Annotated in this window: 13 protein-coding genes; 7 read left to right on the forward strand and 6 right to left on the reverse strand. The window is 59.3% G+C overall.

Annotation, left to right across the window (positions count from 1 at the left end):
* The first annotated feature begins 86 nt into the window (after positions 1–86).
* Both C5J26_RS31030 and leuD read left to right on the forward strand, forming a co-directional pair.
* Positions 87–569 (forward strand): heme-binding protein, encoded by a 483-nt coding sequence (locus tag C5J26_RS31030; RefSeq protein WP_105405277.1) that lies wholly within the window; start codon positions 87–89, stop codon positions 567–569.
* Between the two features lie 4 nt (positions 570–573).
* Positions 574–1,179 (forward strand): 3-isopropylmalate dehydratase small subunit, encoded by a 606-nt coding sequence (gene leuD, locus C5J26_RS31035; protein ID WP_105405278.1) that lies wholly within the window; start codon positions 574–576, stop codon positions 1,177–1,179.
* A gap of 216 nt (positions 1,180–1,395) precedes the next feature.
* On the opposite strand, the gene C5J26_RS31040 is transcribed toward leuD, so the two are convergent.
* Positions 1,396–1,932 carry an Lrp/AsnC family transcriptional regulator gene (locus tag C5J26_RS31040; protein ID WP_105405279.1) on the reverse strand — a complete coding sequence of 179 codons (537 nt, stop codon included), beginning with the start codon at positions 1,930–1,932 and terminating at the stop codon, positions 1,396–1,398.
* Between the two features lie 243 nt (positions 1,933–2,175).
* On the opposite strand from C5J26_RS31040, the gene C5J26_RS31045 reads away from it, so the two are divergent.
* Genes C5J26_RS31045 through C5J26_RS31065 form a run of 5 tightly spaced genes read left to right on the forward strand, consistent with a single transcriptional unit; the run spans position 2,176 to position 5,813 of the window.
* Complete coding sequence (locus tag C5J26_RS31045; protein WP_105405288.1) at positions 2,176–2,874, forward strand: fumarylacetoacetate hydrolase family protein; 699 nt, start codon at positions 2,176–2,178, stop codon at positions 2,872–2,874.
* Entirely contained in the window at positions 2,871–3,521 is a 651-nt protein-coding gene (gene maiA / locus C5J26_RS31050; protein ID WP_105405280.1) for a maleylacetoacetate isomerase, read from the forward strand. Before C5J26_RS31045 ends, maiA begins: the two co-directional genes overlap by 4 nt.
* A gap of 15 nt (positions 3,522–3,536) precedes the next feature.
* Positions 3,537–4,043 (forward strand): MarR family winged helix-turn-helix transcriptional regulator, encoded by a 507-nt coding sequence (locus C5J26_RS31055; protein ID WP_245441339.1) that lies wholly within the window; start codon positions 3,537–3,539, stop codon positions 4,041–4,043.
* A 53-nt stretch (positions 4,044–4,096) separates the two neighbouring features.
* A complete protein-coding gene (locus tag C5J26_RS31060; RefSeq protein WP_105405281.1) occupies positions 4,097–5,191 on the forward strand; it encodes a cupin domain-containing protein in 1,095 nt (364 codons plus the stop codon).
* 25 nt (positions 5,192–5,216) lie between these two features.
* On the forward strand, positions 5,217–5,813 hold the full coding sequence (locus C5J26_RS31065; RefSeq protein ID WP_105405282.1) for a maleylpyruvate isomerase N-terminal domain-containing protein: 597 nt from the start codon (positions 5,217–5,219) through the stop codon (positions 5,811–5,813).
* 282 nt (positions 5,814–6,095) lie between these two features.
* Here C5J26_RS31065 and C5J26_RS31070 read toward each other — a convergent pair whose 3' ends face one another.
* The 5 genes from C5J26_RS31070 to scpA form a co-directional block, all read right to left on the reverse strand.
* The gene (locus C5J26_RS31070; RefSeq protein WP_105405283.1) at positions 6,096–6,500 is read right to left on the reverse strand and encodes a DoxX family protein; all 405 of its coding nucleotides are present in this window, start codon (positions 6,498–6,500) and stop codon (positions 6,096–6,098) included.
* A gap of 154 nt (positions 6,501–6,654) precedes the next feature.
* Positions 6,655–8,370, reverse strand: coding sequence for a dihydrolipoyl dehydrogenase (lpdA, locus tag C5J26_RS31075; protein ID WP_105405284.1), 1,716 nt, complete (start codon positions 8,368–8,370; stop codon positions 6,655–6,657).
* Between the two features lie 9 nt (positions 8,371–8,379).
* Positions 8,380–9,660: a dihydrolipoyllysine-residue acetyltransferase gene (gene aceF / locus C5J26_RS31080; protein WP_105405285.1), complete on the reverse strand. Its 1,281-nt coding sequence runs from the start codon at positions 9,658–9,660 to the stop codon at positions 8,380–8,382.
* 34 nt (positions 9,661–9,694) lie between these two features.
* Positions 9,695–12,352 carry an alpha-ketoglutarate dehydrogenase gene (gene mdeB / locus C5J26_RS31085; RefSeq protein WP_105405286.1) on the reverse strand — a complete coding sequence of 886 codons (2,658 nt, stop codon included), beginning with the start codon at positions 12,350–12,352 and terminating at the stop codon, positions 9,695–9,697.
* Positions 12,353–12,841: 489 nt separating this feature from the next.
* Positions 12,842–14,983 carry a methylmalonyl-CoA mutase gene (gene scpA, locus C5J26_RS31090; RefSeq protein ID WP_105405290.1) on the reverse strand — a complete coding sequence of 714 codons (2,142 nt, stop codon included), beginning with the start codon at positions 14,981–14,983 and terminating at the stop codon, positions 12,842–12,844.
* Positions 14,984–15,039 lie beyond the last annotated feature (56 nt).

Below are 15,039 nucleotides of genomic sequence, written 5' to 3' on the forward strand. Positions count from 1 at the left end.
CGCTAACGCCGGTGGATCATGATGTTGGATGCGGTGGGTGCCCAACATTGTTCACTGTTCGACAGAGACTGAATGGAGATTATTCGATGAACCTCTCGCTTGCGCAGGCCAAGTGGATCTGCGAAGCGGCTCTCTTAAAGGGCCGGGAATTTACTTTTGCACCCTTGACTGTTGCCGTTCTGGACGGAGGTGGCACCTTGGTTTGTTTGATGCGCGAAGATTATTCGGCCCTACTTCGCCCGGAGATCGCGATCGGGAAGGCCTGGGGGACGCTTGGCATGGGGTTCGGAGGACGCGAGTTGCAGCGCCGGTCCGAAGTCATGCCCCACTTCGTCAACAGCTTGGCGATCATGTCTGGCGGACGCGTTGTCCCCGTTCCAGGAGGCGTTCTGGTCAAGGACGGCTCGGGCTTGATATTGGGCGCCGTGGGAGTTAGCGGGGATACGTCTGCGAACGATGAACTATGCGCCATTCATGGCGTGATCGCTGCTGGCCTCTATCCCGACAGCGGCAGCGTGAGCTTAGATGAAGACGACATCGATGCAGGGACAACACTGCCAGGAGAGTGAGCCTATGGATAAGTTCACGACGCTAACGGGCGTGGCGGCGCCGCTGCCAATGGTCAATGTCGACACCGACATGATCATCCCCAAGGATTACCTGAAGACCATCAAGCGTACTGGCCTTGGCAGAGGTTTGTTCGCAGACATGCGCTACTACGAAGACGGCTCCGAGAACCCTGACTTCGTGCTGAATAAACCGGCTTACCGAACGGCTCAAATTCTCGTAGTCGGCGACAATTTCGGATGCGGATCGAGCCGTGAGCATGCGCCCTGGGCTCTGCTTGACTTCGGTATCCGTTGTATCATCTCGACTTCGTTCGCGGATATCTTCTACAATAATAGCTTCAAAAACGGCATATTGCTAATCACCTTAGACTCTCGACAGCACGCAATGCTGATGGAAGATGCTGCCCGCGGCGCCAACGGAACGCTGATCATCGACCTCGAAGCTAATGACATTCGCAGATTCGACGGTAGTGTGATCGAATTCGATCTCGACGAGACCCGCCGCCACTGCCTCCTTAGTGGTCTCGATGAGATCGGCCTAACAATTGAAAAGGCGTCAACCATCGACGAATTTGAAAAAAAGATCTCCCAAAGCCGCCTCTGGATGTAAGTTTGCCCGCCGTATCGCATTCCCCGTTCGGCTCTTCACGCCGGCGGGAGGAACTCGGCGGCGGCGTTGTGTCGGCCGACAATCGTCAGCAGCCGATGCGCAACTGCCGATGAGACGGTGTAGCGCCGCCGAATGATTTCCTACGCGTTGGGATCATCCCTAGAGGCGCGGTCGATGATCGAGCCACTACCACCTGCGAAATTACCTTCAGCGTTTTTATCGTCGGATGGTGCGTCGCGATTGACCCGTCATTTCGCCAATCAGGTCTGCAACTGGCAGTGCTGTTTTGTATTTCACTTGCTTGAGTGCGAAGCTGGAACGAATATTGGCCACCGGCGGTGTCTTCGACAATTTGTCGACAATGAAGTGCTGGAGCGCGCCCAGGTCCGGCACCACAACACGTAAAAGGTAGTCGGAGTCGCCGGTCATGAGATAGCATTCCATCACTTCCGAAAAGCTAAGAACTGCTTCTTCAAACGATTCGAGTTGTGCCTCGACTTGCTTTTCAAGCGTCACCTGGATGAAGACGCTGATATTGGCGCCGACACTATGTGGATTAAGCAAGGTGACGCGGCGAGCGATGATACCCGCTGTCTCAAGCGCTCGAACCCTGGCAAGACACGGAGAAGGCGAAAGCCCGACGCGTTGTGCGAGTTCAACGTTGGAGAGACTGGCATCCTCCTGCAATTCGACCAAAATCTTTATGTCGATGGCGTCGATGTCAGGTTGAATATGCCGAGAATTATCGATCATGCGGCATAACTATCTGTTTTAGCGTAAAAGTGCAAGATCTTCGGCATGACGTGCTTCCCAAGGTAGGCCTGCTGCTTACTGCAAACCAGCGGCCAAAAAACCGTTGAATTTGCTCACAGATATGAGCATAATACTGATAAAATCGCGCAGGGTAAACGAGCATTTGGACGCTTGCGTTTATCGACTGTGCGAGGGAGATGCACAGAACCACTTGTGCACCCGGACAAAAGGAGGATCGGCACCGTGAGTTTCGTATTTGAGCCCCCACTGACGCCAAGTGTCGCTGTTGCGGGCGAGTCGCTGCGCTTTCCCGTTCGTCGTATATTTTGCGTCGGGCGTAACTATGAGGCGCATGCGCGGGAGATGGGAAAGGATCCTTCACGTGAGGCTCCGTTCTTTTTCACCAAACCTGCCGACGCTGTCGTAGACGACCGCGTCGTCGTGCCCTATCCGCCACTTACTCAGAATTTTCACCATGAGGCGGAGTTGGTGGTGGCGATAGGTCGTCCTGGCTTCAACCTATCGGAAGAGGCTGCTTGGGAGCTCGTCTGGGGCTATGCTGTCGGCAACGACCTCACACGGCGCGACCTCCAACTCGATGCGCGCGACAAGGGGAGGCCATGGGATTGGGGGAAGGCGTTTGACAATTCGGCCGTGTGCGGTCCGATCCACCGCGCCTCCAATGTCGGGCGTATGGAGAGGGGGGCAATCCGGCTGTCCGTGAACGGAGCCGTTCGTCAGGATGCAGACTTGTCGGATCTGATCTGGTCTGTGCCTGAGATCGTTTCTATACTGTCGCACGCGATCCGACTCCAGCCCGGCGATCTCATTTATACGGGCACGCCCGCCGGTGTCGGCGCTCTGGCTCCCGGAGATGTCTGCGTGGTCGAAATCGAGGGACTCGGAACGTTGACGACGAAAATTGGTGGAGCGCTGACATGACCGGCCCGATCCTTCATAACTATTTCCGTTCATCGACTTCGACCAGACTGCGGGCAGCGCTTAATCTTAAAGGGTTAGACTATGAATACGTTGCCCACCACCTGCTAAAGGGTGAGCACCGCAGCTCCGCTTATCTTTCGATTAACCCTCAGGGTCTGGTACCTGCGCTCGTGCTGAACGATGGTACGGCGCTCATCCAATCGCTCGCAATCATCGAGTATCTTGATGAGGTCCATCCGGAGCCGGCTCTTCTGCCGAAAGCGCCGGTGGATCGCGCGCGCGTCCGCGCGCTTGCTTATGCCGTCGCCTGCGACATTCATCCCCTGAACAACCTTCGGGTGCTCCGTTATATTAAATCGGCCTTCGGTGCCGACGATGAGGCCACTGCCGATTGGTTCAGGCACTGGGTCGATGAGACCTTCGTACCAATCGAGGCGATGCTGGCTGAAGACAAAAGGACGGGTCGGTTTTGCCATGGCGATCTTCCGGGCCTTGCAGATACATGCCTCTACGCTCAGGTGCTGAACAACAGACGCTTCAGCATTGATATGTCGCGCTATCCAACGGTCAGCCGCATCTTTGAGGAGTGTGCGGCGATGCAGGAATTCCAGCAGGCCGCGCCGAACAACCAGCCGGATGCGGAATGAGGTCAGGGCCGAGCGGTGAAAGACGAACAAAAAATCATCCGGGCGAACGATAATGATGAACCTGCCGCCGAAGGCGGGTTTCTTTCCATGCCAGGCCATCTTTTGCGCCGATGCCATCAGATCGGGGTGGCCATATTTCTTGATGAGTGTCGGGCGTACGAATTGACCCCGCTACAATTCGGGGTGCTGTCCGCTCTGGACGGTTTCGGCCCAATGGATCAAGCGCGTCTGGGTGGTGTGACGGCATTGGATCGCACCACGACAATCGTTGTCCTAACCAAGCTGGAAGAGCGGGGACTCGTTACTCGAGTGCCGTCAAAGAAGGACAAACGCGCCAAGATTGTTGCAATCACTGAGGCAGGTCGAAGAACACTGGCCGACATCCTACCGAGTGTAGCCGAGGTTCAGAGGCGAATACTCGCGCCGTTGAATGGTCGAGAACGGTCGCAATTGCTTTCACTCCTTCGGAAGATGGCCGAGGGCAACAACAGCTTGAGCCGAGCGCCGTACAAGATTCCTTGATGAGCAATACTTAGTCGCCGGTTCATGGTGGCGCGAACACCGAGGAGAGATAGATGAACGACGAAAGCCACAGCAATATTATGAATCCGGATGATACTGCGGAGCTGCGTCAGCTCTACGCTGACTTCGAGGCCGAGCATCTGATGCCACTTTGGACTCAGATCGACGACATCATGCCTGTTGTTCCTAAACCAAAGGCGCTTCCGCATATTTGGAAATGGTCCCGGCTGTTTCCGCTCGCCGAACGCTCGGGCGCACTCGTTCCCGTCGGCCGCGGGGGCGAAAGGCGTGCAATTGGGCTCGCCAATCCAGGACTCGGTGGCAAGGCATATATTACCCCGACGCTTTGGGCCGCTATTCAATATCTCGGGCCGCGCGAAACAGCACCGGAGCATCGGCATGCACAGAACGCGTTCCGTTTCGTCGTGGAAGGAGAGGGCGTGTGGACAGTGGTCAACGGTGATCCAGTCCGCATGAGCCGCGGCGACCTCCTTCTCACACCGGGGTGGCACTTTCACGGGCACCATAACGACACGGATCACCCGATGGCCTGGATTGACGGCCTCGACATTCCGTTCTCCTATCAGAACGACGTGGGCTTCTTTGAGTTTGGAGCCGACCGCGTCACCGATTATGCTACGCCGCGTTTTTCTCGGGGAGAAAGACTGTGGGGGCATCCCGGCCTGCGACCGCTCTCAGAACTCAAGGACACCGTGAGTTCCCCATTGGCCGCCTACCGATGGGAGCACACTGATCGTGCGCTGACCGAGCAGTTGCTGTTAGAAGACGAAGGCCAGCCGGCAACGATCGAGCCGGGCCACGCCGCGATCCGTTACGTCAATCCAACCACGGGCGGCGACGTTATGCCGACCATCCGTTGCGAGTTTCATCGACTACGCGCCGGCACCGTCACCCCCTCGCGGCGCGAAGTAGGCTCGAGCGTGTTTCAGATCTTTGAAGGCGCCGGTTCGATCATGCTCAATCAGGTCGAGACGAGACTGGAGACGGGGGATCTTTTTGTCGTCCCATCTTGGACGACGTGGTCGCTGAAATCCGAGACGCAATTTGATCTCTTCCGCTTCTCGGATGCACCCGTGATCGAACGTCTCGGATTTGCACGCTCGCAGATTGAAGGAGCAGCACGATAGCAGAGTTTATGCCAGGGAGGGTGGTATGACCGATCGAGATGAAGAGGCCAGAGCCCGGCTGCGCGAACGACAGGGGGCAGGGGCGCGGTATGATTCACCCGCCGCACCCGCGTTAGATCTTTTGTGGGCGCGCCGCGGGACGGCCTACTTCGCACGCAAGCTGAACGAGTTAGCCGACACAGAATTCGACGTCTCATCCGGTCTTCCGGGCTGGAGCCGGCGCCACGTCGTTGCTTCCGTCTCATATCACGCCCGCAGCCTCGCACGTCTGGCGGAGGCCGCGCACAAGGGCGTGGCGAAGGAGGCCCTAACCGAGCCTGAGAGTCAGCTTGAAGACGTTGAATTCGGAGCAACGTTGCCGGTTCATGCGCTTCGCCATCTATTTCAGCATTCTTCGGTGCATCTGAATGTAGCATGGCGCGACCTGAACGAGGCGGCATGGGAGGCGCGTGTCCGGTCCCTGAGTAACGAGTTGGTATCGATCCGCGAAACACCGAGAATTCGGGCGCAGGAAATTTGGCTACGAGCGCTCGACCTAAGGAATGGGGGTAGCGCTCTAGATCTCCCCGCCGAGCTTCGGAAGAAAGTCATTGGGGCCAGGGGAGACAAGAGCGAACGATGATCCGCCGGTCGCGGGCACTAGGGCTCTGTGTTCCAAACCTCCTGATAGGTCGGTAAGGTCATGTGCGGTTGGCGCCAATTCACTCCTCCATATGGGTTTACTACCACAAGAGGTGGCTGAATTTCTGGCTCAGGTTCGCTGGAAGCTGTCACTGTCCGGTTCGTGCCCCGGTGCTCATCTATCTCCTTGGATCGATGAGCACTGCAAGCTGAAAACACTGCAGCGCAGGCCGCCGATGCCCGCGAGCGGGGCACCACCACATCCCCCACCCGGCAGGCCGACTTACGCTGACCCGGGATCAGCTCGAAACGGCCAGCGCCCGTAGGGTGACGGCTTGGCGCGTGCTGCGTTCTGCGTATAGAAGGAGAGGATCAGGAGCAAGAACCCAATGAGCGCCGCCACGTACCCTCCATCCCCTGCATTGACATGTGCAGACACCGCCAAAAGCAAGTGGAAAAACATGCCTGCATAGACAAGGTCGGCCAATCCGGCGAGCGGCCGCCACAGGATGACGACGGCAGCAGTAATCTTTACGACCGCCATGATGGGCACAAGATAAGGCGGAAAGCCAAGTTGAGCCCAGACCTGCTGAACTGCGTTGATATTCATTAGATAGAATATCCCGGCGCCGATGTACATGATCGCCAGGAGCGTGGTGGCAACCCAATATGCGCTTTTCATCTTCATTTGTGATCTCCCGAATTTGAAGGGCGGCGGTATATTCGGCCGTGCCGCCGCATGAGCACGGCCACTTTTTCAGTTCCTCCAAGCAAGCTTGGAAATTGCTTTGGTCCTGATCTCTCGAGGGCGTTGCGCGCACCACACGACGCACTCGCAATTCCTAGCCTCTTTCTCGGCGCGCAGGCGGTAGATCAGTGCAAACCCCAAGTGCGACGTCAGCAGCAACGCCGATCGTCTCTCCGAGCGTGGGGTGGGGATGAATGGTCCGGCCGATGTCCATGGCGTCCGCCCCCATCTCTATTGCAAGACACACTTCGCCGATCATATCGCCAGCGCCGGGACCGATGATGGCCCCACCGATGATCCTTCCGGTTTCTTCCGAGAAAATCAGCTTCGTCATGCCGTAGTCCGCCCCGTTGGCGATCGCCCGCCCCGACGCGGCCCAGGGAAACTTGGCCACCTTTACCTTGAGGGCGTCCCTTGTCGCCCGTTCTTCAGTCATACCGACCCAAGCGATTTCAGGGCTGGTGTAGCAGACCGAGGGAACAAGGTCGGTGTCGAAGCCGGCCTTGTGGCCGGCGGCCACTTCCGCCGCGACATGCCCCTGGTGTACAGCCTTGTGCGCCAGCATGGGTTGGCCAACGATATCGCCTATCGCGAAGATATGTCCTACTGCCGTGCGCATTTCCCGGTTCACCGTTATGAAGCCCTTCTCGGTTGGAAGGCCCGCAGCCTCCAGTCCGAGTTGATCACCGTTCGGTGTGCGCCCAGGCGCCTGGAGAACGAGATCGTAGGCGACCGTTTCATTGACCTTTCCCGAAATACTGACCTCGATGCCATCCTTCTTCGCAGAGGCAGCCTTGACCGTCGTCGCCGTCATGATCCGGTCGAACCTGTGTCCATTCTGCTTCAACCAGATCGCGACCAAATCGCGATCGACGCCGGCGAGGAGGCTGTCCAGCCGCTCCACGACGTCCACGCGGCTGCCGAGGGCACTATAGACCGTCGCCATCTCAAGGCCGATAATGCCACCGCCGATCACGAGCATGCGCTTGGGAACGGATTCCAACCGCAAGGCACCGGTCGACGTGACGACTCTCGGATCATCGGGCAGCATAGGCAGCCTTACCGCGGAAGATCCTGCCGCGACGATGCAGTTGCGGAATGCGATCTCGGCGGTCTTCTCGTTCCCGGCGATCCGCAGCGTGTTCGGCCCGCTGAAGGTCGCCGTGCCGGTCACCACCTCCACCTTGCGCGCCCGCGCCATGCCGGCGAGACCCTCGGTCAGTTTCTTGACAACGGAAGACTTGTAGTCGCGCACCTTGGTGATATCGATCGTGGCATTGCCGAAATCGATGCCGTGCCTGCTGAGTGTCTCGGCTTCCTCCTTCACCGCCGCCAGATGCAGCAAAGCCTTCGAGGGTATGCACCCAGCATTGAGGCAGACGCCGCCTAGCGTTTCGTAACGCTCGACGAGAACAGTCTTCAAGCCGAGATCGGCGGCGCGGAATGCCGCCGAGTAGCCGCCCGGCCCGCCACCGATAACGACGACATCGACCGTATCCGCAGGCAGTTTATTCCGCTGCGCCGCCGCCGCATGCTCGGCGGCGGCGGAAGGTGCAGGCACTTCGTCGCGCTGCGATACCTCGGCCTTGGCCAGCAGGGTTCCCTCGCTGATCTTGTCTCCGATAGACACGAGCACGTCGACGACCGTGCCTGCAAGCGGCGATGGCACGTCCATCGTCGCTTTGTCGCTTTCGACGGTGAGCATCGACTGCTCCGGCTCTATCGACATGCCCTTGATGAGGAAAAGCTCGACCACGGGCACATCCTTGAAGTCGCCCAGGGGGGGAACGCGGATTTCAACGATTGTCATGGCCGCACCTCACAGAATTGCGCGGCGGAAATCGCCGAGAAGCGAGGAAACGTGTCCGAGGAAGCGCGCAGCCGCAACACCGTCCACCACGCGATGGTCCCAGGAAAGGCTGATCGGCATGATGAGGCGCGGCTCGAACTCCCCGCCGTTCCACACGGCCTGAGTCGCCGAGCGCGCCGCCCCCAGAATGGCCACCTCAGGAGCGTTGATGATGGGCGTGAAGCCCGTGCCGCCGATGCCACCGAGCGAGGATACCGAGAAACAGCCGCCCTGCATGTCGGCCGGAGACAGCGCACCGTCGCGCGCCTTCTCTGCAAGCACGGACATCTCTTGGCCGATGTCGATAAGCCCCTTCCTGTCGCAATCCCTGATGACCGGGACCATCAACCCCTTTGGCGTATCAACGGCGAAGCCGATGTTCACATATTTCTTCAGGATCAATTCGTTGCCGACCAGCGACGAATTGAACTGGGGGTAGGCCTTCAGCGCCAAAGCGGAGGCCTTCATCAGGAAGGCGACCATCGTCAGCTTGACAGGCGGCTTTCGCTTCTCGCCGTTGAGCTGCGTACGGAAACTCTCGAGGTCGGTGACATCGGCGTTGTCGAAGTTGGTGACATGCGGAATGGTCAGGTAGTTGCGGCTGAGGCTCGCGCCGGAAATCTCTTGGATTCGCGTAAGCCGCTTTTTCTCGATTTCGCCGAACTTCCCGAAATCGATCTGCGGCCAGGGCGGCAGGCCGGCAAACGCCGTGCCCGTGGCGGCAGCCGATGGCTTCGCGCCGCTGAGTTCCGTCTTCACGAAACTCTGCACGTCCTCGCGCAGGATCCGTCCCTTAGGACCACTGGCCTTCACCCGTGCAAGGTCGACACCCAGCTCGCGCGCATAGGCTCTGACTGACGGCGTGGCATGCAACAAGGTGCCTGCCGCGGCGACATGGTCCTGAAGCGGTACCGGCGGCGCGACAGCCCTAATCTCGGGCGCGGCGGGAGAAGCAGATGCTGGCTGTTCAAGAGCCGGCGGCGGGCTGACTGTCGTCGGCATTTCGACGTCGATAGCCTCAATCTCGGCAATGGGGCTTCCCTTTGAGACCTTTGCACCGACATCAACGAGAAGTGACGTGATGCGACCGGCCGACGGGGAGGGAACTTCCATCGTCGCTTTGTCTGTTTCCAGGGTGATGATCGGGTCATCTATCGCAATGACGTCGCCGGGTTTAACGGTTATTTCGACAATCGGAACATCCTTATAGTCCCCGATGTCAGGCAGATAAATCTTCTGGACGGCACTCATGGCGCGACCTTTCTATAGGACTGAACTGGGAGGATTAGACGGTCCAGGGCGCTGGCGCAGCGGGGTCGATGCCATACCTGCTGATGGCTTCGACAACCGTTTTTGCGTCGATGGCCCCTTTTCTCGCCAAGGCGGCCAAGGCCGCAACAACGATGTTGTGCTTGTCGACCTCGAAGAAGTTGCGCAATGCCGCACGCGTATCACTCCGGCCGAAACCATCCGTCCCGAGCGCCACGAAGTTCGCCTTCACATAGGGGCTGATAAGCTGCGGCAGTGCGCGGACATAGTCCGTCGCCACGACGACCGGGGCCTCTCCTGCAAGCAGCGTTTCCACGTGGCTGCGGTGCGGCACCTTTTCCGGTGACAGGCGGTTCTCGCGCTCGATTGCCGCAGCCTCGCGGGCAAGCTCGCTGAAGCTCGTCGCGCTGAAGACCGAGGCCTCAATGCTCCAGTCGCGTTTCAGCAGCTCGCCTGCGGCGACCACTTCCGGCAGGATTGCCCCGGCGCCGACCAGACGAACCTTCGCTTCCGGCTGTTCGTCGGTACCGAGGCGATACATTCCCTTGAGGATTCCGTCGCGAGAGCCCTCGGGCATCGCGGGCTGCGCATAGTTCTCGTTCATCGCGGTGATGTAGAAGAACTCGTCGCGATTCTGCTCGAGCATCCGCCGCGCGCCCTCATCGATAATCACAGCCATTTCATAGGCGTAAGCTGGGTCATAGGCGCGGCAATTCGGAATGGTTGAGGCGACGAGGTGGCTGGAGCCGTCCTGGTGCTGCAGCCCCTCTCCGCCGAGTGTCGTGCGCCCTGCCGTGGCACCAATCAGGAATCCGCGCGCCCGTTGGTCGGCAGCTGCCCAGATAAGATCGCCGACGCGCTGGAAGCCGAACATGGAGTAATAGATGTAGAAGGGCAGCATGGGCACGCCATGCACGCTGTAGGAAGTTGCGGCCGCCACCCAGGAAGAAATCGCACCCGCCTCTGTGATGCCTTCCTCGAGAAGCTGGCCGCTGACGGCCTCCTTATAGTAGAGCATCGAGCCGGCGTCCTCCGGCTCATAGAGCTGACCGACTGGCGAGTAGATGCCGACCTGCCTGAATAGGTTCGCCATGCCGAAGGTCCTCGCCTCGTCGGCGACGATCGGCACAACGCGCTCGCCAATTGCGGGATCCTTAATCAGGTTACTGAACAAGCGGACAGCCGCAGTGGTCGTCGAATTCTCGCGTCCATCGCTGGAAAGAGCGAAGGCGGCATAGCTTTCGATCGGCGGAACTGCCAGCGGCTCCGCTTTCTGCCGACGCTGGGGGACAAAACCGCCGAGCTCGTTTCGGCGGGAGCGCAAATAGCTAATTTCAGGGGAATCTTCCGCAGGGCGGTAGAATTCAAGTTTCTCGACTTGATCATCCGAGAGGGGCAGCGAGAATTTGTCTCGGAACGCTTTCAATGCATCGATATCAAGCTTTTTGGCCTGGTGGGCGGTCATGCGGGATTCTCCTGCGCCCCCCATGCCATAACCCTTTTTCGTCTTGGCCAGAATGACGGTGGGGCGGCCCTTCGTCTCCTTGGCTGCCTTGAATGCCGCATAGAGCTTCCGAAAATCGTGGCCGCCGCGCTTGAGCGCATCGATCTCGCGCTCCGACATATGCGAGACCAGCTTGCTCACCTCTGGATCCTCGTTGAAGAAGTTCAGAAGGTTGTACGCGCCGTCATGGGCGCCGAGCGACTGATACTTTCCGTCAACAGTCGCCGCGAAGCGGCGCAGCAATGCATGGTTCTTGTCAGCCGCAAAGATCGCATCCCATTCCGAACCCCAAAGCACCTTGATGACATTCCATCCGGCCCCGAGAAATAGGTTTTCCAGCTCCTGAATGATTTGACCATTGCCCCGCACCGGGCCGTCAAGTCGCTGCAGGTTGCAGTTTACAATGAAGGTGAGGTTGTCGAGTGACTCGCGGCTCGCCAGCGAAAGGCCGGCGATTGATTCAGGTTCGTCCATCTCGCCATCACCAAATACACCCCAGACGTGTTGTTCATCGGTCTTTGCGAGACCTCGGTCACGCAGGTAGCGGAGAAAGCGCGCCTGATAGACTGCATTGATCGGCCCAATACCCATTGATCCGGTTGGGAACTGCCAGAAATCCGGCATCAGCCAAGGGTGAGGATAGGAACATAGACCGCCGCCGCCCAGCTCCTGCCGGTAGTTCTTCAAATGATCTTCGTTCAGACGACCCTCGAGAAATGCACGCGCATAAACACCGGGTGCGGAATGAGGCTGGAAATAGACAAGATCGCCATCACCGGCATCAGGTCCCTTGAAAAAGTGATTGAAACCGACCTCGAATATCTCTGCGGCGGACGCATAGCTTGCGACGTGCCCTCCTAGCTCGCCATAAGCTTGGTTGGCGCGTACCACCATGGCAAGAGCATTCCATCGGATGATCGAGGTGACACGCTCCTCTAGATCTAGGTCGCCGGGGAAAGGTGGCTGGCGCGAGAGCGGAATCGAGTTGCGGTAGGGGACGTAGGGCAGCGTCTGGGGATAGATGCCGAGTTCCCTCGCTCTCTTCTCCAACACTTGCAGCAGTTCGCGGGCACGGCTCTCCCCGGCATAGATCGTCACGGCCTCTAGAGAAGCTATCCACTCGGCCGTCTCCAAATCGTCGTCGGCGCGGCTCGATAAATTTCCGTTCATTTTCAAGCTCCTCCTAGAATGTCGAAGGCTACCAAATAGCATAAACGCAAAAGCGTTTCCTGCTGAAGATGCCGTCATGTAAGGCATTATTGGAATTTCATGCCGCATCGCTTCAGCAAGTCGGCACGACTTGCTGCAATTCCGGGATATAGAGAAACTATTTCATTACCAACGGCAAGTTTGCGAACTTCCTCGAACTCGGAAAGCGCACTTGGGTTATTCGGTGTTGAGGAAGGCACAGGATTCCATGCACGGCAACCTCGGTTCCCCCCTCGGTCGATATGCGGACTTTGCCGACGATCAGACAGTCGCACGCAACGAGATCGGCCATTTCAAGGCCGATGTCGTGCGTGCCGCCTGTCACGCAATGTTCCGGAGGTTCTGTACGTCGGCGATCTTAGATCGCCCGCTTTGCGCCGTTTGCGAGGGACGTGTCGACATTGGGATCGGCTATCGCTACCTGCTTCAGTCCGCCGAACATGGAACGTTTCACCTGTTTCTTCTGATACCCTCGAGCAGATCGATAATCGAGTTCGCGGCATCAAGCACATTGGTGCCTGGGCCGAAGACGGCGGCGACGCCTTGGTCCATCAGGTAGTCGTAATCCTGCCGCGGCACGACGCCGCCGACCACGACGATGACGTTTTCGGCACCTTTCGCCTTCAGCGCATCGACGAGCTGGGGCGCAAGCGTCCGGTGACCGGCGGCGAGCGACGACATGCCGACCACCTGGACGTTTTGCCTGACCGCGAGGTCCGCCGCTTCCTCGGGCGTCTGGAACAGCGGGCCAGCCAAAACCTCGAAGCCGATGTCGCCGAAGGCCGAGGCGATCACCTTGGCACCGCGGTCATGGCCGTCCTGGCCGAGCTTGGCGACCATGATCTTCGGTCTGCTGCCAAGCGCTTGAGCGTAGCTGCCAAGCCGCGAGACGATCGTCTTGTATTCGGGGTCGTCCTCGTAAGCGGGGCCGTAGATGTCGCTGACCACTTCCGGCACGGCGGTGTGGCCGCCGAAGGCCTGGCGCATCGCGTCGGAGATTTCGCCGACGGTGGCGCGGGCGCGGGCCGCCTCGATCGCCACTTCCAGCAGGTTTCCCTCACCGCTTTCCGCGGCTTCCTCGAGGACCGCGAGTGCCGCCGCCACGCGCTTAGGATCGCGCTGCCGACGCACTTCCTCCAGGCGTTTGATCTGGCCTTTGCGGACCGCGGTATTGTCGATCGCCAGAATGTCGATCTCGTCCTCGTTTTCCAGCCGGTACTTGTTGACGCCGACGATGATTTCCTCGCCGCGGTCGACGGCGGCCTGGCGGCGGGTGGCGGCCTCCTCGATCAGCCGTTTCGGCAGGCCATCGGCGACAGCCTTGGTCATGCCGCCCATCGCCTCGACCTCCTCGATCAGCGCCCAGGCCTTTTCGGCAAGCTCGTTGGTCAGGCTCTCGACATAATAGGACCCAGCCAGCGGATCGACGACCTTGGTCACGCCGGTTTCGTGGCTGAGGATCAGCTGGGTATTACGGGCGATGCGGGCGGAAAAATCGGTCGGCAGGGCCATCGCCTCGTCGAGCGCGTTGGTGTGCAGCGACTGGGTGCCGCCGAGCACCGCCGACAGCGCTTCATAGGCGGTGCGGATGACGTTGTTATAGGGGTCCTGTTCCTGCAGCGAGACGCCCGACGTCTGGCAGTGGGTGCGCAGCATCAGCGACGACGCCTTCTGCGGCTTGAACTCCTCCATGATCCGCGACCACAGAAGCCGGGCGGCGCGCAGCTTGGCTGCCTCCATGAAGAAGTTCATGCCAATCGCGAAGAAGAAGGACAGCCGGCCGGCGAACTCGTCGACGCTGAGGCCCTTGGCAAGTGCTGCACGGACATATTCGCGGCCATCGGCCAGCGTGAAGGCAAGCTCCTGGACAAGCGTCGCGCCCGCTTCCTGCATATGGTAGCCGGATATCGAAATCGAATTGAACTTCGGCATTTCCTTCGCCGTATATTCGATGATGTCGGCGACGATCCGCATCGAGGGCTCGGGCGGATAGATGTAGGTGTTGCGGACCATGAACTCCTTGAGGATGTCGTTCTGGATGGTGCCGGAGAGCTCGGCCCGCGAACAGCCCTGCTCCTCGCCGGCGACGATGAAGGAGGCGAGGATCGGGATGACCGCGCCGTTCATGGTCATCGACACCGACATGTCCTTCAAGGGAATGCCGTCGAACAGGATCTTCATGTCCTCGACGCTGTCGATCGCCACGCCCGCCTTGCCGACATCGCCCTCGACCCGCGGATGGTCGCTGTCGTAGCCGCGGTGGGTGGCGAGGTCGAAGGCGACGGACAGGCCTTTCTGGCCGCCGGCGAGATTGCGGCGGTAGAAGGCGTTTGATGCTTCGGCCGTCGAGAAGCCGGCATATTGGCGGATCGTCCAGGGCCGGCCGGCATACATGGTGGCGCGCGGTCCGCGCACGAAGGGCGCAAAGCCCGGCAGCGAATCGAGATGCTCGATGCCGGCCAGGTCGTCGGCCGTATAGAGCGGCTTGATGTCGATTTCTTCGGGCGTATGCCAGACGAGCGTTTCCGGCGAAGCCTTCAGCTCCTTTTCGGCCAGAGATTCCCAATCCTTGACGGTCTTTGCGGCTTTCACGGTCTTCTCGGCCATCACTCGAACTCCATGATCAACTCGTCGACCGCCAGGCTTTG

It is taken from the genome of Neorhizobium sp. T7_12, assembly GCF_002968535.1.
Lineage (GTDB): Bacteria > Pseudomonadota > Alphaproteobacteria > Rhizobiales > Rhizobiaceae > Neorhizobium > Neorhizobium tomejilense.